Below are 20751 nucleotides of genomic sequence, written 5' to 3'. Positions count from 1 at the left end.
TTAACGACTGTTAAATGCAATCTGTCCTCACACCAGATTTATCTCAATTGAGTTGCTGAAAAGTTGCCAAAATCAACTTATTAAATTTAGCAAACTGTGAAGTACAAAACTTATGCGTTTTTCACACGCTTGCGTCGAGAAGCAACTACTAAACCACCAACAGCAACTAAACCGAAAATGGCTGAAGGTTCGGGTACAGTCTTGTAAGTCTTATTCCAAGAATAGATGCCGGTGTGAGATGTGGTGTCAGTTGTTTTATTGCGATCGCCTGCAATTGCACCGGAATCAGTTGCGCTGAAGCTAAAAGCGTAGTCAACTTGATCGTTGAAAGTTATTTTGGCAATTTCACTAACTTGGAATGGTGTATTTGTTAAGAATGCTGTTTTGGCTAAATTAAACAGCATCGCATCAAAAATTTGATTTCCTGTAGAGTTCCGAGTTTTGTCAGGTGATGAGCCTAGATAATTTGGGTTAGGGATGTCTTTGTTGTAAGTTGGATTGGGTATATCTTTGTTGTAATTTGGGTTGGGAATATCTTTGTTGTAAGTTGGGTTAGCGATTTGTTGATTGTAAGTTGGATTGGGGATAGATTTGTTGTAAGTTGGGTTGGGGATAGATTTATTGTAAGTTGGGTTGGGGATAGGTTTATTGTAAGTTGGGTTGGAGACAGTTTTGCCATTTACGACTATAGTTTTTTGCGTATCTATAATCGTTGCTCGCGTATCTATAATCGTTGCTCGCGTATCTTTAATCGTTACTTGAGTATCTAGAATTGTTGCTCGCGTATCGACAATAGTTTTTTGTGGATCTTTAATTGTCTTGCGAGTATCTACAATTGTTTTTCGGGTATCTACATATTTTCCGGCTACATCTAAGTGTCCAACCAAATCAACTTTCAACTCACCAGTCTTTTTATTGTATGCAATATCCCCAATATTAGCATCGCCAGCCGAGTTAAAGCCGTTGGTTTTGAGAGCAGTAACTAAAAAATCAAAGTTATTATTAAAATCTTTGAGCATATTAGAACCCGCAATTGTGGGAATGCTTGACATTAATCCACCGTAAGCATTGCCAAAGCCTTTTAACCACGCTGTTGCTAATGTACCATCAGCCCAATCATCTTTAGTGACACTCTCAACCTTGATGGTATTCTTTCCTAAATTAGCACTGAAGCCAACATGGTCTTTGACAACTTCACCATCTGTAAATAGTTCAACGTTGGTAGCGCTATCGTTATCTGTTAAAGCTGCGATCGCTTTATTGGTATTGCCGTAGTTACTGTAATCGTTTAAAACTTGTCGGTTCGCACCACCAATACCAGTCTTATCGGATTCGGCAGAACCATAAGTCCAGGTATTGATGTTAGGTTTATTCGCATCTGTGTTGTTGACACCGTTGGTGGTGAATTGAATATTAGTAGGTTTGGTAAGGTTTGTAGCAAAAGCTGGAGTTGAAGCGATCGCGCTCATGCTTGCTGCTACCGTTGCACCAACCAATAATTTTTTGATAGTTACTGTCATAGTTATCTCCCTAATTTTTGATGTTGCGCGAATCTGTTTACTTGCAACAGATTCAGCCCTTTCATTAGCTAATTTAATTTTTATCCACTTTAATCGGGTAAAGTTAAAGTGAATTTATGAGGCTTTTTAGCTTAAGAAAAATGCGGTTGAATACTGATAGTATTTAGTGTTTATACGCAAGAAAAAGTAATTTCAGTAGTTTTGCTCAAAGAACATGACGCAACACATTGACGGTGATATAAATTATTGTTGATGTTGCGTATTGCCCTCAATAAAAAAAAGATGGGGCTACACAAACAAAGCCCGCAGAACATCGCGGGCTAACTTTCGCTGATTATTATCGAGCAATAATATGAGCAAAAGCTTATAGGAGTGTTGTGGGTATTGTCAAAACAGAACGAAGGAGAAGTGTTTAGTTTTTGTGGTTCAATAAAGTTAAAAGTACAATCAAACTTGTAGAGCAGCGCGAAATTTAATGACTGTAAGGTTTATTTTGAGTGATTATGTTGAGCAAGCAGTTGCACAAGCGGTTTACGACAAATTAGAAGATGGAACTTTGCCCTTGAAAATTCCCGAATGTAAGGGAGTAGTCGCCTTTGGTTTGACTTTGCGATCGTTGTGAAGATGAGTTACGCTCAACACTGGAAGACTGGATTTTGCTTGGGTTGAAATTAAGACATTCTTTACCAGTAATTGATAATATTGACCTTAATAAGGAGCCGACCCTTGAGCCGATGGACACCCTGTAAGCGTCGGGATTTTGTGCAAAAGTTACGGCTGCTAGGCAATGATTGTCCTTTTTATGGAACTAAGCATCAGTTTATGATTTACGCGCAACATCGCCTAACTATTCCCTCTAATGATGAGTATTCTGTACCGCAGCTGCGGATGATGGTTGGGGAAATTGAGGTAATTCTAGAACGGGAAATTACACTTGAAGAATGGAATAGTCTTTAAGGTATTCGGAATGGAATGTTTATTTTAAATATAATGCGCGATCGCATTGCAGAAAAAGGCGATCGCATCAGTGTGGTTTAATAATTTTAGGTGTAGTTAGGTTTGATGGCTTAATGAATTTTCACACCCAAAAGCGATCGACCGGGTTAGCTTCAAGCTAATTCATAATTATTAATTCATAATTCATAATTAAAAAGGGTTTGTACAAGCTGCTTGTATCACGCAGTCCTGTTTCAGGTAGGGTTTAAATCCCCATCACCAAACATAATTATGAATTATAAATTATGAATTTTTAAAGGCATACCCGGTTTTTTGACGTTTTACCTACCGCAGGAGGTACAAGCAATCTTCACGGCGACCACCCCCGCGATAAGTACAATCACTCATTGCATTAGGTAAGTCATAGCTGGGTGATTGGTAGGCATCTGCTAGCGCTGGCATCGTAAAGGCGATGGCGCTAATCAACAAAACTGCTAAAATTTTCATTGGTTTAGCTACTCGGATATTTAATTCATCACTCGTTAGTCAGCTAATACCGGGTGCTTTCTCAAAACTTGTTCAGTCTTAAACTTTGGCTAATAGCAGTTTGGTGCGGTTGAACAGGTCGCAAGCGCGATAGTTAAAAAAATCAGCATTTTTTTTGAGCAAGAAAATATTCACACCTGCTATGAATTGCTGCTGTAAATGTTCATCACAGCAATCAAAGTTAGTAAACCAAAAAGTTCACCCATCATAGCGATCGCCCTTCGCTTAAGTCTTTTTTTAAGTACGATCGTGCCTGGTGGTACGCGAGATTTTATGAAAAAAAATATACGAATGTAATGCGCGGCACAGCAGACTCATGCGATCGCATGAGCGTGCTTTAATCCTTTTAGGTGGAAAAGTGACAAGGAACACCATCATTCAACCTCAGAAGTTGATGATTCAAGCTTTGAGGTTCATTATCCGAGTTCAGAACACGAAAGTTGAGCTTCTGAAGGTGAACGTTGAGCTTCTGAAGGTGAAACTTGAGCTTCTGAAGCTGAAAGTTGAGCTTCCGAAGCTGAAAGTTGAGCTTCCGAACTCGGAACTTGAGCTTCTGAAGGTGAAACTTGAGCTTCTGAAGGTGAAACTTGAGCTTCTGAAGGTGAAACTTGAGCTTCTGAAGGTGAAAGTTGGGGAGCATCCCAATGCGTGTACAAATAGCCCTCACCCTAGAAGGGTGGGGCTATACAAGCGAAGCCCGCCTTCGCGGGCTATAAGCCCATTAACATTAGCATTAGCCCGCCTTCGCGGGCTTTGTCCGTGTAGCCGAGCCAGTGCGTTGGGCGGCTCCGCCGACTTGTAGCATCTGGCGTCCAGGCTTATAGCCTGCGGGCTTTTTGCACGCATTGGGATGCTGCCTCAACTTGAGGCTGAGAAGTTGAATTTTACTGCTCTGAAATCAACTTAGCGCCAAGACTTGCCAGATTTTCACGAACAGTGATAGTGTGGGGATGATTCACCCCTAACCGTAGAAAGCCCAAATTAAATCTTCATCGCTAACATATTGAATCAGATTCTTCGCTACTTCTGCTAAATGAGGTATGGCAGGGGAGACGGCGGTGATTAACTCAAGGGTGGGGTTATAAGGAATATCCTTGATTACTGCTATCATGACTGCGGCAAATGCTTGTTTAAGATCCCCCGAATCTTCCTCAAAAGGTGGTGCTTGTAACTGAGCTTGAAAAAATTCGCGCAGCAGTGGATGCAGTTGATAAATTCCCTTTTGTTTACGCTGTAGCAAATGCAAATTCAGCAGCTTACGATCCCGACTTTCTTCTAACTCCTCTGCATCCACATCGGGTAAGCAAGATTCTACCAACTCCCAAGGTATCGGTGCAGCAGCAAATAAACTCAGCAAACACGCCAGTTGCTTATCTGTGTCGTTTAATTCTTGCCAACTTAACTCAAAGGCTGCTTCTACACCCCGGTGTGCTGTCATATTTTCTTCTGGCTGAGACAAAGAACGCTCTTTGAGTTTCTTTTTCTCCAACCTTTGCAACATTTCTGCTAAAGATAAATCCTCTTTTCTTGCTAAATACCGCCTTACTAACTCTAACCCCAAAGGCAAATATCCCAACCTTTCGGGTAGAGACGCGACCGGTCGCGTCTCTACATTAACCCGTTCATCCCCAACGAGTTTTCGCAACAACTCCAACGCGGCTTGTGGTTGCAGCACATCTAATGATAATTTAGAAATCTGCCCGAAGTGCGATCTTGTTGTGATCAGCACCTGAAATCGGGAGGATAACGGCGGTAAATACGGCTGAATTTCCTTATATATAGTGACATCATCCAGCACTAGCAACACATTACCCTCACGCCAGCGCTGCCAACAGTATTTCACTTGCCCGACTAAATCCAAATCTGTTAACGGGTTTAATTCAAGGTGAATGCGAGCAAATTGCACCACCTGCGCTCCCGACATCACCGCTTTTAACTTGACACCAGCAAATCCCACCAGAGTAAAATTCGCGCTGTAAAAGTGCATATTGCAACGCCAATTCTGTTTTACCCACACCACCCAAAAAGCGCGATCGCCGCGATTGCCACAGAGTGATTTTCCTGCAAGAGTTGGTGGAGATGTTCGAGTTCTTTTTCACGTCCGACGAACTCCCTCACCCCACTCCAGGGCAAATTATGCGGTATTATAATGGGGGGATTTAACTTTGTCCGTTCCCGTTCGGACGAATACAGTCAAAAGATATTAGTACCGTTAAAAGTATTTCCCTGAAAGACGTTTTTAATCGATTCAGCTAACTTTGTAGAATTGATGACGCCTGCTGGTTGCGAGTTGATATCATTTGCTAACTCTTTGACTTTTGGCGCAACTTGTGCATCGGCGTTTGCTGCTGCTTCTACAGACCGGACTGATTTGGCAATTTCGCTATCTGCGTCTGCTGCTGCTTTCAATTCGAGTACTGCTTTGCCATAATCTAATCGCTCTTGGTTTTCTGGTGTGGCATTCGCGAGAAATGGTAACTTATTCTTATGGCGTAGCTGTTCGATTAACTTATGACTTTCGTTTAATGCAGCTTCTCCAAGCTTTTCGCCTGTTTTTTCTAAGGCTTTAGTGAAAACTATTGTGGCGATCGCGCTTTGCTACAGCTGTGATTGTTACAGGTTCCATGCAGCAAGCTATTAAGTACAAGATTACAGTTATATATATCTTCAAGTGTAAGCTTGTCTTCTCCGGTGGTTCATTAAAATATGGTAAGGAAGGAGCGGACTTCAGTCCGCACTACGAATTAAGATGTAGAGATGATTAATGCTTCGTGAAAGTGCGTTTTTTGCTAGACGAAAATTTGTCATTGTATTTCAATTTAGTTGAAAAGTAGAATCAAACTTTAGCAAAGTGGGAGATTTAATGACTGTCAGGTTTATTTTGAGTGAGTATGTTGAGCAAGCATTAGCAAAAGCTCTTTACGACAAGCTGGAAGATAATACATTTGTGGGTAGAATTCCTGAATGTCAGGGAGTTGTTGCTTTTGGTTCGACTTTGCGTGAGTGTGAAGATGAGTTGCGATCAACATTGGAAGAGTGGATTTTGCTGGGGTTGAAACTGGGACATTCTTTACCAGTTATTGATAGTATTGACTTGAACAAGGAGCCAACCCTTGAGCCGATGGACACCTTGTAAGCAAAGATAAACAATATTTTAGAGAGACAATTTTAAATTTTATGTTAGGTCTGGAGAGAGTTACATTTGACCCTAGCGTAATGGGTGGACAAGCTTGCATTCGTGGGATGCGAATTCCGGTTTCTTTAATCGTAAATTTGGTAGCTAATGACAAACCTGTAGCGGAGATTTTAGAAGAATATCCTGATTTAGAACCAGAGGATATTCGTCAATCTCTACTTTACGCGGCGTGGTTGACTCAAGAGCGGGTTTATCCGTTCAAAAGTGCTTAAAAAATAATCATGAAGTTTTTGGCAGATATGGGAATCTCATTACGCACTGTATTTTGGTTGCGTGGTGATGGTTATGATGTGGTGCATTTACGTGATGAAGGTTTGCAAAGACTACCAGATGATGAGATTTTAATTAAAGCCCGTGCAGAAGGGAGAATTTTATTAACTATAGATTTAGATTTTGCCCAGCTTTTAGCAGTTAGTGGCGATAGTTTACCTAGTGTGATTTTATTTAGGTTGGGGAATGAAAATTACGATGCAATTAATGAACGGTTGACGCAAGTTTTGCGTGAATGTCAAGAAGATTTAGAGGTAGTACACGGGTAGGGGCACAATATATTGTGCCCCTACGATGATCTGTACCTCACGAAGTTGCAATCTGCTGTATTTCTGTCAGTAATGAGACTTTCCGGGTAAAGCGATTACCGATATGACTCAAACTCTATAGGAAATTGTTCTAGCAAAGAATCACCTGTGGGAATTTCTTTATTTTATTGACGATAAGCGAGAATCATTTCTTTGGTTGCGTCTTGCAACATAGCTCTGCATTCTTCTATGGTTTCTCCTTCTGTGATAACTTCTTGCCATTCAATCAGTTGTCCCATATATCCGCTATTAGTTTTTGTATATTTTGCAGTGTATGTAATTAACATTTCTGTGTTTGTGAAGAGAATTATATGATTGATGGTAGCTAATTTTGTCCTGCGTGGGCTACGTTTACGCCTTTTAACACCGTCATTCAATCTTGTAACTTGGAAGTTGAGCCTCTGAAGGTGAACGTTGAGCTTCTGAAGGTGAACGTTGAGCCTCTGAAGGTGAAAGTTGAGCTTCTGAGGGTGAAAGTTGAGCTTCTGAGGGTGAACGTTGAGCTTCTGAAGGTGAAACTTGAGCTTCTGAAGGTGAACGTTGAGCTTCAGAGGGTGAACGTTGAGCTTCAAAGGGTGAACGTTGAGCCTCAAAGGGTGAAAGTTCTGGGTTGAAACGAGAACATTCTCACTTTGAACAGGAACATTCTCACTTTGAACGAGAACAGCCGAGTTTAGAACTTCATCGTTGAGGCTGGGAAGTTAATTTCTGTAGTGCAATTTAACTCTCGCCGCATCAAATTTACCCTCGCTTTAAGCAAATAGCATAATTTCCGCGAACTGTTATTGTAAACGGATGACCTATTCCTAATTGTTGCTCACAAATATCTAAAGCTTGGAGGTAGAAATCTTCGGCTTCGCTGTAACGTCCTTGGGAGTCGTAGAGTGCTGCCAGGTTGTTGAGGCTAAGTGCAACATCGGGATGTTCTTCTCCCAAATTGCGTCGCCTTAGTTCCAAAGCTTGGAGGTGCAACGGTTCGGCTTCACTGTAACGTCCTTGGGAGTCGTAGAGTAATGCCAGGTTGTTGAGGCTTTGTGCAACGTCGGGATGTTCTTCTCCCAAGCGTTTTTTTGTGACTTCTACACACTGCTCAGACCAAGGTTCTGCCTTGTCATACAACCCTTGACTATAGTAAAATGCAGCGTTACCAACGAAAGCCCAGAATACATCCTCATCGCTAGCATATTGAATCAGATTCTTCGCTACTTCTGCTAAATGAGGTATGTAGGGGGCGATGGCGGTAATTTGCTCAAGGGTGGCGTTATCAGGAATATGCTTGGCTTTTGCTATGATAACTGAGGCAAATGCTCGTTTAACATCCCCGGAATTTTCCTGCAAAGGTGGTGCTTCAAGCTTCGCCTGAAAGAATTCTCGCAGCAGTGGATGGAGTTGATAAATTCCTTTTTCCTTACGTTGTAGCAAATGCAAAGTCAGCAGCTTGTCGTCCCGACTTTCTTCTAACTCTTCTGCATCGACATTCGGTAAACAAGATTTTACCAACTGCCAAGGTATCGGTGCAGCAGCAAATAAACTCAGCAAACACGCCAGTTGCTTATCGTTGTCGGTTAATTCTTCCCAACTTAACTCAAAGGCTGCTTCTACACCCTGCTGTGCTGTCATGTTTTCTTCTGGCTGAGACAAAGAACGCTCTTTGAGTTTCTTTTTCTCCAACCTTTGTAACATTTCTGCCAGGGATAAATCTTGTTTTCTGGCGAGATACCGCCCTACTAATTCTATCCCCAAAGGCAAATATCCCAACCTTTCAAGTAAAGACGCGATAACCTGTGTCTCTACATTAGCCCGTTCTTCCCCAACGAGTTTTCGCAACAAATCTAGCGCGGCTTGTGGTTCCAGCACATCTAATGATAATTTAGGAATCTGCCCAAATTGCTTTCTGGTTGTCATCAGCACTTTAAATCGGGTAGATGACGGGGGTAAATACGGCTGAATTTCCTTATATATAGTGACATCATCCAGCACTAACAACACATTACCCTCACGCCAGCGCTGCCAGCAGTATTTCACTTGCCCGACTAAATCCAAATCTGTCAAGGGGTTTAATTCTAAGTGAATGCGAGCAAATTGCACCACCTGCGCTCCCGACATCACCGCTTTTGACACCACACCAGCAAATCCCACCAGAGTAAAATTCGCGCTGTTTAAGTGCATATTGCAACGCTAGTTCAGTTTTACCGATGCCACCCATACCAATAACGGCAGCTATTGCTACAGAATCATTTTCCTGCAATAGTTGGTGGAGATGTGCGAGTTCTGTTTCACGCCCGACGAACTTTGTCGCCCCACTCCAAGGCAAATTATCTGGTATTTCGGTGGTGGGAGTTAACTTTGTCGGTTCCCGTTCCGACGAATACAGTCAAAAATTGTAGGTTTGGTTTTGATTTTGGGTTTCGATGGAAATATTCCCTACATTCCCACCATAATTTTTATCTACTGTATTGGTAAAATTCTGAATGATAGAAGGTTGAGACTTAACGGTATCTGCCACAGCTTCGACTGCTTGCCGAATTTCCGGATGTTTGTTTGCCGCTTGCTCAACTTGCTGTCCAATCAAATCAGCTTGACCGTAATCTAGAGGTTGTTGCTGCGCTAATTGTATATCATTTGCGGTGCTGGGTTCTTTTTCTTTGAGCAGCGCTAACAACTTCTCGCCTTCCTGCCAAGTCTTTTCGCCGATAATTTCACCAGTTTTTTCAAAAGCTTTGGTGATGACTAAAGTAGCGATCGCAGCTGCTGTTAGTGTAGCAGGTTCCATAAATTAACCCAAAATCCCAAATATATTTTATTGTACCTACCTCTTTATCTCAGTATATTTCGGAAACAAGAACCCCGACTTCGCAGAAGTTGTCGGGGTTCTGACTACACTTGCAATGACAACGCCTGAAAGTTTATTAATATAGCAATCAGTAGATAGATTCAGACAAATCCCTACTCCCTACTCCCCACTCCCCACTCCCTACTCCCTACTCTTGCAATGGCGATACAGTAATTAATGTAGAAAATCTGGCAAAATCTCCGACATTATGAGTTAATAATTGCGGAATATGGTAAACTAACATCGTGGCGACGATATTAGCATCATGTACTTGCCTGCCACCGCTGGGAATTTCTGACATTAAAGATAAAAGTCTTTCCGTTACCAGCAAATTATCTTCAGCTACACGAAAGCGATTTTGGAAAAAACGAATTTCCGCAGTTACTCTCAAAATTGGTATAGGTTGAGTATATAGCTGCGGACGAGTCAGAGTAGCCAGATATTCTCGCAAAACTTGTCGGCTAATCCACAATTGCGTTCCACTTTGTTCATAACTTTGAATTGCACTCATAGCAACCAAGTGTAAAGGAGATTCGGGAACACTAGCATAAACGAGGATATTCGTGTCGAGAAAAACAGAGTTAGCGTCCGTCATCACCATACATATCCTCACGTCTTAGAGAAAGATTTTCCGGAAAAGAATCAACATGAATCACAGGAAAATCCAACGGAGGACGCTTTTCCTTAATTACCTCCTTTTCTGACAATTTTTCATCAATTATCACCACCACTTGATGTTCACCAGGAGGAATATCAGGCGGTAATTGCAAGGTAATTTTCCCATCACTTGTCACCGTCGCAGTTGTTTGGATAGCTTTCATATTATTTCTCCAATATTACTTTGTTCATAACTTTGAATTGCGTTTATAGCAACCAAGTGTAAAGGATATTCAGGAACATTAGCATATACCAAAATATTTGTGTCCAGAAAAACAGAGTTAGCGTCCCCAGTCATCATACATATCCTCACGTCTTAAAGAAAGATTTTCGGGTATAAGACCGCAATTATGTACAGGAAAATCCAACGGAGGACGCTTTTCCTTCTTTTCTTCTTTCTTTAACAAAGACTTTTCATCAATTATCACCACCACTTGATGTTCACCTGCGGGAATATCAGCCGGTAACTGCAATGTAATTTTCCCATCTGCTGTAACCGTCGCAATTGTTTCAATAGTTTTCATATAATTACTCCAATGCTGCCAATACTGCCTTCGGCAATAACTTATCTTTAAACCAAATAATTCTAGCGGGAACATCATTTAATTTCACACCCGCTTTTTCCAAATTTAATCTTTCAGAAATTGCCAAAATCAAGTCATCACGTTCCGCACGTCGCACTTGAGAAAACTTCTTTTGTAAATATTCCGGACGCCAATAACCAACAATTTCTAATAAAAACGTCCGTCCATCAGGATGTACCAAACGAAAATCGGGAATCATCACACTACCAGGAATCGGAACTAAATCAACTTCTCTCTCCAACACCCAATCACTTTTTAACGAATCCCACTTATCAGCAAAAGACGCTTCCAACATACTATCGTAAGGCTTGCCAGGTGGATAATGAGACACCAAACCGCATTCAGAATTGAGAGTGAAACGTCCAGTTTTCCAACTATTAGTGTAAAAATCGCGAGTTTGGAGAATAGAAGAAAGACTCCATCTTGTGACATGAAGTAAAGCCGGAATCATTTTAGCGATCGCCAAACCATATCGCGTACTCGGATTAAACAAACTCGTCGGACCATCAATCGTAATTGTAAATCCGTGGTCAGCATCACCCTCAATATAAGCCATCAATTGAAACAGCTTCAAATAGCGAAACAAAAGCTTATATTCACCCGGTACATTACGATGAGCATTTAAACTTAGTTGACTTGCCCGATAAAACACGCCCTGCACTTGAGATAAATTATATCGATGTAACAAATCTTCAGGACTAGGTGCATCAAAAGCAATCAAAATCTTATTTTCATTTAAATCAGCATATAACCCATCATGAACTTGTTGCGGTAAAACTTCCCGCTCAAATTCATGACTTAATTCATCAGCAATCTTGCTAAGTGTAGCCTGCGTTGATTGCGGACTTGAAACAGACTTTGCAGATAAAGCAAACACCCTTTCTCGTAACATTTGAGGTTCCAAAGGACTCACCACCTCAAAAGTGCAAAAACTGCTTTTTAAAATATAAGCCAATCCCCGCTTCACCTTATAATCAGTAGTATCACCCTCCAACTCCAACAACTGACGTTCAAGAACACCTTGCGTCATTCCTACCGCTTCTCGAAAACAATCAATTAACTCAACAGCTAACTCCAAAGTCATCTTATCAAGCTTAAGTCTCTTCGGAATTATCTCCTCACCATTTTGACGATGAATCAGTAAATCTGTTGGTAACATTGGGATTGGTTAGTTGATAGTTGATAGTGGTTAGTTGATAGTTGATAGTGGTTAGTGGTTAGTCGTTGGTTGTTAGTGGTTAGTCGTTGGTTGTTAGTGGTTAGTGGTTAGTGGTTAGTTGTTAATTGTTATTAGTTTGTTGGCTCTGATGAATCTTTTGAATCTACATTATTTTTATTGGGTGTTTTAGCTTTCTTCTCAACAGAATACTTAATTTCCATCTGTTCAGCAGCCTTATAATTACTTTGCTGACCACTTCCATAAACAACATGCAACTTCCCTCTCTTATCTTCCTCTCCTCTGCGTTCTCTGCGCCTCTGTGGTTCGTTACTCCTCTCCCCCCTCCTCCTTGCCGAAGTACCCTCCTCACTCGTATCCTCAGCCACCACCTCATATAAAATCGCCTGCTTATTTTCAATATTACCCTTCCTTAAAACCCTCCCCAAACGTTGAATATATTCCCTCGCCGAACCAGTACCCGATAAAATAATCGCAATACTCGCTGCCGGCACATCAACACCTTCATTCAACACATGAGAAGCAACCAAACTTTTATACTCCCCCTCCCGAAACTTCGTTAATATTTCATGGCGTTCCTTCACAGGAGTTTGATGAGTAATTGCCGGAACTAACAACTCACCAGAAATGCGGTAAACTGTGGCATTATCAGCCGTAAAAATCAAAATTCTTTCCGGATAATGTTCCGCAAGTAAATTCGTGAGAATTCGTAACTTTCCATCAGTACCCAAAGCGATTTCTTTCGCTTGACGGTGTGCTAACATAGCTCTACGTCCAGCAGGCGATCGCGCACTCATTTGCACAAAATATTGCCAACCTTTCAAACTCCCCAAAGAAATCTTTGATTGCTTCAAAAAATCATTGCGAGTTTGAATTAATTGATTGTATCTTTCTCGCTCAACTTGCGATAGCTTCACCTTAATTTGTACAACTTCATGTTCTGCTAACGCCTTACCCGCCAAATCTTCAGCACGTTTGCGATATACTTCTTTACCAATGAGGATATTTAAATCAGCGTGTTTGCCATCAGTGCGTTCTGGTGTTGCAGAAAGTCCGAGTCGATAAGGTGCGATCGCATATTCCGCAATCACCCGATTAAAATCAGTTGGCAAATGATGACACTCATCAAAAATCACCAAAGCATACTTATTTCCCAAACTTTCCGCGTGAATTGCCGCACTGTCGTAAGTCGCAACCAGTATCGGAGTTCTATCTCTCGATCCACCCCCCAATAACCCCACCTCAGCATCAGGAAACGCTGCCATCAAGTGTGCATACCACTGGTGCATCAAATCTAAAGTTGGCACCACAATTAAAGTTGTGCGCGGTGTTGCTTGCATCGCCATTTGCGCCAGATAAGTCTTTCCTGCCGCTGTGGGAAGCACCACTACCCCCTGTCTTCCTGCCAGTTTCCAAGCTGCTAATGCCTCACTTTGATGGGGATAGGGTTCCATTTCCATACTCGCAACCAACTCTACCGGATGAAATGCCTTCGCTTCATCGATAAAATTAGTCTCTTCCGCTTGTAGCGCTTCTACTAAAAGTCGATATTGAATCGCCGGAATGCGGAATTTTTCTACTCTATCATCCCACGTAGCGTAATCCATCCAACCTTTGCCCCGCGCTGGTGGATGTAAAATTAATGTGCCGCGATCGAAAGTTAATGTGGGGGTACGAGCCACTCAGAAGCCTTAATAAGTAATATTATGTCCGTTTAATTACTTATAATAAAACATCTTTGTACTAAGAACTTCAGTCTCGATCCGATAATCCCCATCCCCTCCACCTCCCCATGACAATTTATTTCTTCATATTCCGTTTCATTTGTTCCAACTCATCTTGAGTTTCCCAGCGCAAAAACTTCTCTTCTAAGTCGTCAAACGTATTAGAATAACTACTGGATTTATTTGACCAACCATTTGTTTCAAAGCGCTGCTGAGTTTGAGCTTTAGCACGCAAATCTTGTGCTTCAGCGGCTTTGGTTTGCACTTCTTGACGGCGTACTTGTATTTTTCGCAGTAATTCTTTAGATTGAGTAATGCGTTCTTTCAAGCCTTGCATTTGTCCCCAGCGCTGATTTCCTTCGCGCAACAAAGCAGCTTCGCGTTCTTGTGCTGCTGCTGCCAAATCCTGTCTGTTAGCGGATTGCGCTTTTTGAACGCGGATATGCCATCTTTGGATTTCTTGCGCGGTGGAGAGAATATCGTCTTGCGATCGCTTTTCCTGTACTTGTAAATCTGCAATCAACTTTAGCGTGTCTGCCTCTTGTTCGCGCAGTTGTTCTAACAGCGCTTCTAACTCTAAATGCGGATTATTTCGCAGAAATTCTTCTAAACGGTTTTCCAGAAACCGACTCAAATCATCAAATAAGCCCACTGTCAGCACTCCAGAAGTCAGATGTGTGCTTTTATTGTAGTATTTGAAGCAATTATTTACGAGCCGCCCCTGGTAGTTGATATTTTAATTACAGCGATTTTCAGGTAAATGAACCACATTATTTTTATCTCACGCAAAGCCGCAAAGACGAGGCAGTGCGTTGGACGGGTCTCCCGGCTTGAAGCAACTGCCGTCGCAAAGGAAGAAATACAGAAAACTTGAGTGCGGTCTAACTACATGAAAACTGCTGTAAGTTAGGCGATCGCTCTTTGTATAATTGAACAATATATAAAGTTACATTCATCTGGTAATTAAAATATGCGTTATCAAGTCAAGTTAAAAAAAAGTGATGAAGGATATGCTATTTGGTGTCCTGCTTTACCTGGATGTTGGTCACAGGGAGAAACAGAAGAAGAAGCTTTAGAAAATATTAAAGACGCTATTCAAGTTTACCTTGATACTCTTGAGGAATTGACACTAGATGCAGAAGCTCGTTATGTAGAAGTGGGATAATTTATGCCTAGCTTACCAGGTCTTGCTAGTTTTAATTCATGTAAGCGGCGTAACCCAATAAGTAGTTCCCCTGACGATTTTATTTTTAAACCCAAATAATCGTAAATTTTCTTCCGTTAAACCGACATAAGTCCAATGTGGGACATCATTTTCTACAGTTTGAAACCAACCATTTTTATTTAGCGCTTGTCTTTGCGCTTGACTGGAAACCCGTAAATCAATCGCTAATCCCCAGAGATGTTGTGATGCTCCCGGTGGTGCAACTACACCTAAAATTGCTGTTTCTTTACCTTGTCTAACTCGTTCCAAAGTATTGTTATTAGCGTATTTTCTCCAGAATCTTAAATTTGTCGCAAAAGTGCGAGTACAATCACTACCTCCGTAACCAGATTTGAGCGGAATTCTAACTGCTGATTTGGCTTTATTGAAAGCGTCTGCTGCTGATTTTTGTAAATAACAGTCATTAGTACCATTTACTTTCCCCATTGTTAAAGTAGTTTGAAACGCTTTGGTTTCTTGCTCGTTAGCCAAGATAACTTTTGGCGGTAGTTTTATTTCTGGTTGCTGATTTACAAATGCTGCACCGTATGCTTTCAACAAAATATATTCAAAAGTACCGGGTTGGGGAGTTGTTGGTAATTTGTCAGCGATCGCATTCAAAAAACGCTGTGATTCCGGCAAATTTACATCGGGTATTTGCGGTGTAAGTGGAGTTGGTGAAATGATTGGTTGTGATGTATTTGGACAAACTTTATTTAAATCTCTATAACTACCTGAAGAACGAGCAGTTAAACAATCTTGCAATTGTCGGATATCTGTACTTAATGTCCGTTGAGTAATTCCATTACTAGCAACTAAAGCAAAGACTATAAAAATAACAATACTAATAAAAGAACTTTTTCGCCAAAATCGTTTCATTATCTTTTCCCCTAATCTTAATACAAAGATTTTTATTCTTTATTCATAATTATTACGATTCCTTGTGAACTGCAACCTACGACCATTAAACCACTGAATCGGTTAACATTAAGAATAACTTTAAGCTTGCTGATACTTAAGTATGACCATGCACAATTCCATTGAATTCCAAGACGCTTTCGATGTCATTGTCGTCGGTGCAGGTCACTCTGGTTGCGAAGCAGCCCTCGCTAGCGCCCGCTTGGGTTGTCGTACCCTGCTGCTGACACTGAACTTGGATAAAATCGCTTGGCAACCCTGCAACCCAGCGGTGGGTGGTCCGGCAAAATCTCAGTTGACGCATGAGGTGGATGCATTAGGCGGGGAAATCGGTAAAATCGCAGACCGCACCTACCTCCAAAAGCGGATTCTCAACTCTTCACGCGGACCTGCGGTTTGGGCTTTACGCGCTCAAACTGACAAGCGGGAATACGCGGCGTTAATGAAGAATATTGTCGAAAATCAAGAAAACTTAACAATCCGGGAAGCAATGGCGACGGATTTAGTTTTAGGCGCAAATGATGAAGTTATCGGCGTTGAAACTTACTTTGGTGTCGGTTTTGCCTGCAAAGCGGTAATTTTGACCACAGGAACGTTTTTAGGCGGACGAATTTGGGTTGGTAACAAGTCGATGGCAGCGGGACGCGCTGGAGAATTTGCTGCTGAAGGGTTGACACAAACTCTCAATCGCTTGGGATTTGAAACCGGACGATTAAAGACGGGAACGCCGGCACGAGTTGACAAGCGGTCTGTAGATTACAGTAAAATGTCACCGCAACCTGGGGATGAAGAAGTCCGCTGGTTTAGCTTTGACCCGGATGTGTGGGTAGAAAGAGAACAAATGCCTTGCTATATTACCCGGACGACGGCGGAAACTCATCGCCTAATTCGGGAAAATTTGCATTTGTCGCCGGTTTATGGGGGTTGGGTGGAAGCCAAAGGACCGCGATACTGTCCGAGTATTGAAGATAAAATTGTCCGCTTTGCCGATAAGGAAAGTCACCAAATCTTTATTGAACCGGAAGGACGAGATATTCCGGAACTTTACATTCAAGGGTTTTCTACAGGTTTGCCAGAAAATTTGCAACTTTTGATGTTGCGGAGTCTTCCTGGTTTGGAAAATTGTATTATGCTGCGCCCAGCTTATGCGGTTGAGTACGATTACTTACCGGCGACTCAGTGTTATCCGACGTTGATGACAAAAAAAGTTGCTGGGTTGTTTTGTGCGGGACAGATTAATGGTACAACTGGCTATGAAGAAGCCGCGACACAAGGAATTGTGGCGGGAATTAATGCAGCGCGGTTTGTGCGCGATCGCGAAATGATTGTTTTTTCGCGTGAGGAAAGTTACATCGGTACTCTGTTAGATGACCTATGTACCAAGGATTTACGTGAACCTTACCGGATGCTTACGAGTAGGTCAGAGTATCGCTTAATACTGCGTTCGGATAATGCCGACCAACGTCTGACACCTTTGGGACGGGAAATCGGTTTGATTGACGATCGCCGCTGGGAATTATTTACCCGCAAACAAGAGAATATTACCGCCGAAAAAGAACGGCTGTACGCAACGCGGGTGAAAGAACAATCAGAAATCGGACAGGCGATCGCCTCCGGTACGCAACAAGCAATCAAAGGTTCAATCACCTTAGCTGAGTTGCTACGGCGTCCGGGATTCCATTACACTCACCTCGATAGATATGGAATCGGCAACCCCAACTTAAAAACTGCGGAAAAAGAAGGTGCGGAAATTGACATTAAGTATTCCGGGTATTTACAACGCCAACAAAATCAAATTGACCAAATAGCCCGCCAAGCACACCGCCAATTGCCAGCAAATCTAGACTACGCAACGATTGATACCCTATCTAAAGAAGCACGGGAAAAGTTAAACTCCGTAAAACCACTGACAATCGGACAAGCAGCACGTATAGGAGGTGTTAATCCTGCTGATGTCAATGCCCTATTACTATATTTAGAATTACGTAGGAACAAGACACCGAAGGAGTTTTCTGCCTTAGCTTAAAATAAACTTCATAAAGGATGAGTATAGTAGTAGGGTGAAACCGGAAGAGGCTGGTATGATAGATGACATTAGTTCAAAACTGGCATTATCAGTCAATACCTTCGCTCCTATCCGACACCCTGTAAGGGTGTCTCTATACAAACACTCGTGTGCCTCCGCAGCCTGCACGGATTTCAGCCCACGGAGGTGTTCCTTGTTCGTGTAGCCCTAGGCTTATAGCCTGTGGGTTAGGAGTTTCAAGTTGACATTTCATACTACTTAGACAATCAACTTGTCTAGTTTGAACGCTCTTATTGGATAGAAATAGGCAAAATCCATACTTTCAGGCAGTATAGACGAACTCTATCGTCCCAAAAGCCACAACTTAAAATCGCTATGTCACAACAAGCCAGCACCCATCTTTTAATTCCGGAATCCTCAGAAGAACTGATCGGCAGCGAACCCTGGTCGATAGAGTCATATGCTGATGGCTTTATGGATGAACTGTTTGCCGATATTGACAATATTTTGCATAGTAATGGGATGCCTTCCCAAACAATACATTACAGCAGTCGCGCATCGCGAAGTAGTATAGAGGACTTGCAAAGAGCGCTGTATCCAGAATATGTCATCCCCACGCCCCAAAGATCGCAAATCGTTTTACCCGAAACATCCCCACCGATACAAACAGCTTCTCAAGGTAAAAAGCAATTGAGTACGTTTGTGGTTGACGCACCGGGTACAACTAAATCAGTCAGCAAAAAGCATCACAAAGCGCGGATTGCTTGGGGCAAATTGCTGTCTTTTGGAGCTACCCTAGGCGTGGCGATCGCTGGTATTATCTTTTTGCTCAACTCTGGACTGATTTACCGGATAAATTCTAATTTGGTCGAGCAATCGGTTCAACAGCCAAAATTAAAGACTCAATTGCCTGCCAAAGTTGAAGTGGAGGCAGATTTAGTGCAATATATGTTGGGAGCGCTGGCAATCATCGACAGACAAGAAGCAAAAAGCTCTCAAAAATCTACTAAAAGTGCGATCGCCACTGCGGTAATTCCTACCCAAACAGCTTTTGCTTATGTTACCCCAACAATAAAACCACCAGCTAGAGGTAATTTACCACCAGTTCTCGCCGCTAATAATACAACCCCCGCCGCACCCCGGACAACCATCGTCGAGCGGATCTACATCCCCGTTTATCAAGCGCCGCAACCAATGCGCTATGCGCCACCGCCAATTGCTGGGGTTCGGAAAGTTTTACCGACGGTGCCTTCTCACGCAGCTAAACCGGCACCAGTGAAAAAGGCTTTAAAATCCGTCCCCAAACCAGCCAAACCCGTGCCTGCAAACATGGTGACGGCTGCGGTGCGAACAGAACTCAAGCCTGTGGCTGTGCGAACTGCACCGATTACTTTGCGACAACCGTCTAAACCTTTACCTGTGTTAAAAGTTACTGCTTTTCAAGCTGCGCCACCAAAATTACCCGCAGCCACAGCACCGTCAGCGCCAACGCCAAAAGAGCCAAAAACCGTTGAAAAACAGGCATATGTGGAAACTGTGGCGGCTCCTACCAATACTTTGGAAGGATTGCTAGAGTTAGGTGATAAATCTGCGGCTTTGTTTAAAGTTGATGGGGTGACACGTCGCATCGATGTCGGTGAAAGCATTGGTTCTAGCGGTTGGACTTTAGTGGAGGTGAGTAAGGGTGAAGCTGTTGTGCGTCGGAACGGCGAAGTGCGATCAATTTACACTGGTCAAAATTTGTAAAATTCACTTTTAGAGTAACCGCCCGAAGCGATCGCTTTCGATTTGCTTAAATTTTGAGATGGCTGTACGAGAGCGATCGCGCTTGTATTTTGCGAGATTGAAGGGGTAAAGCTAAGTATAGTTTTGCGTAAAAACGAGCACCTTTTTAAACGCAGAGGGACGCAAAGTAAGCGCAAAGTAACGCAGAGTTTTCTGAATTGAATTTGTTACGAATTTGTGCAATGTTGTACTAAGTTTTTTCTCTATCAGAAATATTTTAGCATTACTTTGTTCAATTATTTTAATTGACTTATCCTACAGTATTTTGGGCTTTTGGGTATTAGGAGTTTGACCCCCAATGCCCCATGCCCCATGCGAGCGTGCCCAATTTTTAGCTATTTATTAGCTTTAAATACTGGTAGTGTAAACCAAAAAGTCGCCCCGGCATTGATTGCACTTTTTACGCCAATTTCGCCGCCATGTGCGGTGATGATTTGCTTACATAGATATAAGCCTAAAGCTATGTTGAAATATAAGGGTGTTAGTATCCAGGAAATGGGAGTGCTTGAGAACGATGATTCAACAGCAGTTTGAACAATTAAAAAATCTGAAAAAGGGATACGCTTATAAAGATTTTGAAGTGATAGACGACAAGATTGTTAAAAAATTTTATTCCCGAAAGAGTTCAAATGACGGATCGAATGCAGTAGTAGAAGAATGCCATGAGTTCTATGTCGATGGGAATCAGATCGTCGAAAAGGTAGTTATAAGACAATGCGATCTCGCAATCTTTAGTGGTAAATCATTCGTTTTGCCTGAAGGGTGTAGTTTTAGTAATGCTATCAAACAAGAACAAAAATATCATGATAATGCCATCGAATTAGCTTTTCGTTTTGGAATAGAGTTTGAAAACAGTTTGGATATGTGCAATATCGCTGCTTTTCCAGTCACTGGGCATGGGACGACCGTTTGCAGGCACAATATAATCCAGCAGTTCGATACCTAAACCACCTTGGCTAGGTCGCAGTGGTCCCTTGGAATGAACGTGGACAAAAATGGACAGCCTTCATCTGAGGGTATCGTTGGGCCCATGCGGATCTTTAAAAAAAGGCTGTCCATTTTTGTCT

29 protein-coding genes and 1 pseudogene are annotated in these 20751 nt (G+C 42.1%); 13 read left to right on the top strand and 17 right to left on the bottom strand.

The annotated features are described in order from the left end of the window. Positions 1–110: 110 nt before the first annotated feature. Complete coding sequence (locus PI95_RS26095) at positions 111–1520, bottom strand: NF038130 family PEP-CTERM protein (protein ID WP_039752730.1); 1410 nt, start codon at positions 1518–1520, stop codon at positions 111–113. Positions 1521–1995: 475 nt separating this feature from the next. On the opposite strand from PI95_RS26095, the gene PI95_RS36230 reads away from it, so the two are divergent. The 3 genes from PI95_RS36230 (at position 1996) to PI95_RS36975 (ending at position 2477) form a co-directional block, all read left to right on the top strand. Further along, a complete protein-coding gene (locus tag PI95_RS36230) occupies positions 1996–2142 on the top strand; it encodes a hypothetical protein (protein ID WP_236117198.1) in 147 nt (48 codons plus the stop codon). A 19-nt stretch (positions 2143–2161) separates the two neighbouring features. Continuing rightward, positions 2162–2269: a hypothetical protein gene (locus tag PI95_RS37535; RefSeq protein ID WP_373695718.1), complete on the top strand. Its 108-nt coding sequence runs from the start codon at positions 2162–2164 to the stop codon at positions 2267–2269. 73 nt (positions 2270–2342) lie between these two features. Beyond that, positions 2343–2477 (top strand): hypothetical protein, encoded by a 135-nt coding sequence (locus PI95_RS36975; protein ID WP_268896825.1) that lies wholly within the window; start codon positions 2343–2345, stop codon positions 2475–2477. 324 nt (positions 2478–2801) lie between these two features. On the opposite strand, the gene PI95_RS26085 is transcribed toward PI95_RS36975, so the two are convergent. The 3 genes from PI95_RS26085 to PI95_RS26075 form a co-directional block, all read right to left on the bottom strand. After that, positions 2802–2963 carry a hypothetical protein gene (locus PI95_RS26085; RefSeq protein WP_163519205.1) on the bottom strand — a complete coding sequence of 54 codons (162 nt, stop codon included), beginning with the start codon at positions 2961–2963 and terminating at the stop codon, positions 2802–2804. A gap of 455 nt (positions 2964–3418) precedes the next feature. After that, positions 3419–3658 carry a hypothetical protein gene (locus PI95_RS26080; protein WP_163519204.1) on the bottom strand — a complete coding sequence of 80 codons (240 nt, stop codon included), beginning with the start codon at positions 3656–3658 and terminating at the stop codon, positions 3419–3421. Between the two features lie 305 nt (positions 3659–3963). Continuing rightward, a complete protein-coding gene (locus PI95_RS26075) occupies positions 3964–4989 on the bottom strand; it encodes a tetratricopeptide repeat-containing protein (protein WP_052325752.1) in 1026 nt (341 codons plus the stop codon). A gap of 1 nt (position 4990) precedes the next feature. Here PI95_RS26075 and PI95_RS36225 point away from each other — a divergent pair, with 1 nt between their 5' ends. After that, positions 4991–5152, top strand: coding sequence for a hypothetical protein (locus tag PI95_RS36225; RefSeq protein ID WP_236117197.1), 162 nt, complete (start codon positions 4991–4993; stop codon positions 5150–5152). Between the two features lie 43 nt (positions 5153–5195). Here PI95_RS36225 and PI95_RS36220 read toward each other — a convergent pair whose 3' ends face one another. Continuing rightward, positions 5196–5411, bottom strand: a complete 216-nt coding sequence (locus PI95_RS36220) for a hypothetical protein (RefSeq protein WP_052325751.1) — start codon at positions 5409–5411, stop codon at positions 5196–5198. Between the two features lie 454 nt (positions 5412–5865). Between PI95_RS36220 and PI95_RS26065 the strand changes: the two genes are divergently transcribed. The 3 genes from PI95_RS26065 to PI95_RS26055 are packed head-to-tail and all read left to right on the top strand — an operon-like array spanning position 5866 to position 6737. After that, positions 5866–6138: a type II toxin-antitoxin system HicB family antitoxin gene (locus PI95_RS26065; RefSeq protein ID WP_163519203.1), complete on the top strand. Its 273-nt coding sequence runs from the start codon at positions 5866–5868 to the stop codon at positions 6136–6138. A 41-nt stretch (positions 6139–6179) separates the two neighbouring features. Further along, positions 6180–6410, top strand: coding sequence for a DUF433 domain-containing protein (locus PI95_RS26060; protein WP_039752727.1), 231 nt, complete (start codon positions 6180–6182; stop codon positions 6408–6410). Positions 6411–6419: 9 nt separating this feature from the next. Further along, the gene (locus PI95_RS26055) at positions 6420–6737 is read left to right on the top strand and encodes a DUF5615 family PIN-like protein (protein ID WP_163519202.1); all 318 of its coding nucleotides are present in this window, start codon (positions 6420–6422) and stop codon (positions 6735–6737) included. Positions 6738–6901: 164 nt separating this feature from the next. Here PI95_RS26055 and PI95_RS26050 read toward each other — a convergent pair whose 3' ends face one another. Beyond that, positions 6902–7063 (bottom strand): type II toxin-antitoxin system HicB family antitoxin, encoded by a 162-nt coding sequence (locus PI95_RS26050; RefSeq protein WP_163519201.1) that lies wholly within the window; start codon positions 7061–7063, stop codon positions 6902–6904. A gap of 99 nt (positions 7064–7162) precedes the next feature. Between PI95_RS26050 and PI95_RS26045 the strand changes: the two genes are divergently transcribed. Beyond that, positions 7163–7390 carry a hypothetical protein gene (locus tag PI95_RS26045; protein WP_039752726.1) on the top strand — a complete coding sequence of 76 codons (228 nt, stop codon included), beginning with the start codon at positions 7163–7165 and terminating at the stop codon, positions 7388–7390. A gap of 127 nt (positions 7391–7517) precedes the next feature. Here PI95_RS26045 and PI95_RS37735 read toward each other — a convergent pair whose 3' ends face one another. Next, the gene (locus PI95_RS37735) at positions 7518–8396 is read right to left on the bottom strand and encodes a tetratricopeptide repeat protein (protein WP_507236768.1); all 879 of its coding nucleotides are present in this window, start codon (positions 8394–8396) and stop codon (positions 7518–7520) included. 376 nt (positions 8397–8772) lie between these two features. Then, a complete protein-coding gene (locus PI95_RS37730; protein ID WP_507236767.1) occupies positions 8773–9024 on the bottom strand; it encodes a hypothetical protein in 252 nt (83 codons plus the stop codon). Between PI95_RS37730 and PI95_RS35340 the strand changes: the two genes are divergently transcribed. Further along, the gene (locus PI95_RS35340; protein ID WP_201280611.1) at positions 8972–9163 is read left to right on the top strand and encodes a hypothetical protein; all 192 of its coding nucleotides are present in this window, start codon (positions 8972–8974) and stop codon (positions 9161–9163) included. The two genes, PI95_RS37730 and PI95_RS35340, sit on opposite strands and share 53 nt — an antisense overlap. Here the strand turns inward: PI95_RS35340 and PI95_RS26035 are convergent. The 7 genes from PI95_RS26035 to PI95_RS26005 all read right to left on the bottom strand — a co-directional run bounded on the left by PI95_RS26035 (position 9151) and on the right by PI95_RS26005 (position 14403). Beyond that, positions 9151–9549: a hypothetical protein gene (locus tag PI95_RS26035; RefSeq protein ID WP_052325748.1), complete on the bottom strand. Its 399-nt coding sequence runs from the start codon at positions 9547–9549 to the stop codon at positions 9151–9153. The two genes, PI95_RS35340 and PI95_RS26035, sit on opposite strands and share 13 nt — an antisense overlap. A gap of 208 nt (positions 9550–9757) precedes the next feature. Then, entirely contained in the window at positions 9758–10204 is a 447-nt protein-coding gene (locus PI95_RS26030; protein ID WP_201280608.1) for a type II toxin-antitoxin system VapC family toxin, read from the bottom strand. Then, positions 10191–10430, bottom strand: a complete 240-nt coding sequence (locus tag PI95_RS26025) for a hypothetical protein (RefSeq protein ID WP_039752723.1) — start codon at positions 10428–10430, stop codon at positions 10191–10193. Before PI95_RS26025 ends, PI95_RS26030 begins: the two co-directional genes overlap by 14 nt. Before the next feature lie 117 nt (positions 10431–10547). After that, positions 10548–10790, bottom strand: coding sequence for a hypothetical protein (locus PI95_RS26020; RefSeq protein ID WP_039752721.1), 243 nt, complete (start codon positions 10788–10790; stop codon positions 10548–10550). A 4-nt stretch (positions 10791–10794) separates the two neighbouring features. After that, on the bottom strand, positions 10795–12009 hold the full coding sequence (locus tag PI95_RS26015) for a DUF790 family protein (RefSeq protein WP_039752720.1): 1215 nt from the start codon (positions 12007–12009) through the stop codon (positions 10795–10797). A 131-nt stretch (positions 12010–12140) separates the two neighbouring features. Next, positions 12141–13709 (bottom strand): DEAD/DEAH box helicase family protein, encoded by a 1569-nt coding sequence (locus tag PI95_RS26010; protein ID WP_039752719.1) that lies wholly within the window; start codon positions 13707–13709, stop codon positions 12141–12143. 118 nt (positions 13710–13827) lie between these two features. Continuing rightward, positions 13828–14403 (bottom strand): TIGR04376 family protein, encoded by a 576-nt coding sequence (locus tag PI95_RS26005; protein ID WP_039753956.1) that lies wholly within the window; start codon positions 14401–14403, stop codon positions 13828–13830. A gap of 318 nt (positions 14404–14721) precedes the next feature. Here PI95_RS26005 and PI95_RS26000 point away from each other — a divergent pair, with 318 nt between their 5' ends. Further along, complete coding sequence (locus PI95_RS26000; RefSeq protein ID WP_039752718.1) at positions 14722–14916, top strand: type II toxin-antitoxin system HicB family antitoxin; 195 nt, start codon at positions 14722–14724, stop codon at positions 14914–14916. 36 nt (positions 14917–14952) lie between these two features. On the opposite strand, the gene PI95_RS25995 is transcribed toward PI95_RS26000, so the two are convergent. Beyond that, complete coding sequence (locus PI95_RS25995) at positions 14953–15834, bottom strand: D-alanyl-D-alanine carboxypeptidase family protein (protein WP_039752717.1); 882 nt, start codon at positions 15832–15834, stop codon at positions 14953–14955. A 142-nt stretch (positions 15835–15976) separates the two neighbouring features. On the opposite strand from PI95_RS25995, the gene mnmG reads away from it, so the two are divergent. Both mnmG and PI95_RS25985 read left to right on the top strand, forming a co-directional pair. Next, positions 15977–17899, top strand: coding sequence for a tRNA uridine-5-carboxymethylaminomethyl(34) synthesis enzyme MnmG (mnmG, locus tag PI95_RS25990; protein WP_039752716.1), 1923 nt, complete (start codon positions 15977–15979; stop codon positions 17897–17899). A gap of 375 nt (positions 17900–18274) precedes the next feature. Then, complete coding sequence (locus PI95_RS25985) at positions 18275–19645, top strand: hypothetical protein (protein ID WP_039752715.1); 1371 nt, start codon at positions 18275–18277, stop codon at positions 19643–19645. 374 nt (positions 19646–20019) lie between these two features. Here the strand turns inward: PI95_RS25985 and PI95_RS35335 are convergent. Then, a pseudogene (locus PI95_RS35335) lies at positions 20020–20151 on the bottom strand (ATP-binding protein); the annotation flags it as partial. A gap of 47 nt (positions 20152–20198) precedes the next feature. Here PI95_RS35335 and PI95_RS25975 point away from each other — a divergent pair. Then, positions 20199–20630, top strand: a complete 432-nt coding sequence (locus PI95_RS25975; protein WP_039752714.1) for a hypothetical protein — start codon at positions 20199–20201, stop codon at positions 20628–20630. Positions 20631–20751: the final 121 nt, after the last annotated feature.

The organism is Hassallia byssoidea VB512170 (assembly GCF_000817785.2).
Taxonomy (GTDB): Bacteria; Cyanobacteriota; Cyanobacteriia; order Cyanobacteriales; family Nostocaceae; genus Hassallia; species Hassallia carrinoi.
This window is presented reverse-complemented; position numbering and strand designations above follow the sequence as displayed.

Coding starts and splice junctions, on each gene's coding strand:
- PI95_RS26000 (WP_039752718.1), top strand. CDS start 14,722: ATGCGTTATCAAGTCAAGTTAAAAAAAAGTGATGAAGGATATGCTATT.
- PI95_RS26065 (WP_163519203.1), top strand. CDS start 5,866: ATGACTGTCAGGTTTATTTTGAGTGAGTATGTTGAGCAAGCATTAGCA.
- PI95_RS36975 (WP_268896825.1), top strand. CDS start 2,343: ATGATTTACGCGCAACATCGCCTAACTATTCCCTCTAATGATGAGTAT.
- PI95_RS26075 (WP_052325752.1), bottom strand. CDS start 4,989: ATGCACTTTTACAGCGCGAATTTTACTCTGGTGGGATTTGCTGGTGTC.
- PI95_RS26095 (WP_039752730.1), bottom strand. CDS start 1,520: ATGACAGTAACTATCAAAAAATTATTGGTTGGTGCAACGGTAGCAGCA.
- PI95_RS26050 (WP_163519201.1), bottom strand. CDS start 7,063: ATGTTAATTACATACACTGCAAAATATACAAAAACTAATAGCGGATAT.
- PI95_RS26055 (WP_163519202.1), top strand. CDS start 6,420: ATGAAGTTTTTGGCAGATATGGGAATCTCATTACGCACTGTATTTTGG.
- PI95_RS26025 (WP_039752723.1), bottom strand. CDS start 10,430: ATGAAAGCTATCCAAACAACTGCGACGGTGACAAGTGATGGGAAAATT.
- PI95_RS35340 (WP_201280611.1), top strand. CDS start 8,972: ATGCCACCCATACCAATAACGGCAGCTATTGCTACAGAATCATTTTCC.
- PI95_RS26060 (WP_039752727.1), top strand. CDS start 6,180: ATGTTAGGTCTGGAGAGAGTTACATTTGACCCTAGCGTAATGGGTGGA.
- PI95_RS25985 (WP_039752715.1), top strand. CDS start 18,275: ATGTCACAACAAGCCAGCACCCATCTTTTAATTCCGGAATCCTCAGAA.
- PI95_RS25975 (WP_039752714.1), top strand. CDS start 20,199: ATGATTCAACAGCAGTTTGAACAATTAAAAAATCTGAAAAAGGGATAC.
- PI95_RS36230 (WP_236117198.1), top strand. CDS start 1,996: ATGACTGTAAGGTTTATTTTGAGTGATTATGTTGAGCAAGCAGTTGCA.
- PI95_RS26085 (WP_163519205.1), bottom strand. CDS start 2,963: ATGAAAATTTTAGCAGTTTTGTTGATTAGCGCCATCGCCTTTACGATG.
- PI95_RS26030 (WP_201280608.1), bottom strand. CDS start 10,204: ATGACGGACGCTAACTCTGTTTTTCTCGACACGAATATCCTCGTTTAT.
- PI95_RS26020 (WP_039752721.1), bottom strand. CDS start 10,790: ATGAAAACTATTGAAACAATTGCGACGGTTACAGCAGATGGGAAAATT.
- PI95_RS37735 (WP_507236768.1), bottom strand. CDS start 8,396: ATGACAGCACAGCAGGGTGTAGAAGCAGCCTTTGAGTTAAGTTGGGAA.
- PI95_RS25995 (WP_039752717.1), bottom strand. CDS start 15,834: ATGAAACGATTTTGGCGAAAAAGTTCTTTTATTAGTATTGTTATTTTT.
- mnmG (WP_039752716.1), top strand. CDS start 15,977: ATGACCATGCACAATTCCATTGAATTCCAAGACGCTTTCGATGTCATT.
- PI95_RS26015 (WP_039752720.1), bottom strand. CDS start 12,009: ATGTTACCAACAGATTTACTGATTCATCGTCAAAATGGTGAGGAGATA.
- PI95_RS26035 (WP_052325748.1), bottom strand. CDS start 9,549: ATGGAACCTGCTACACTAACAGCAGCTGCGATCGCTACTTTAGTCATC.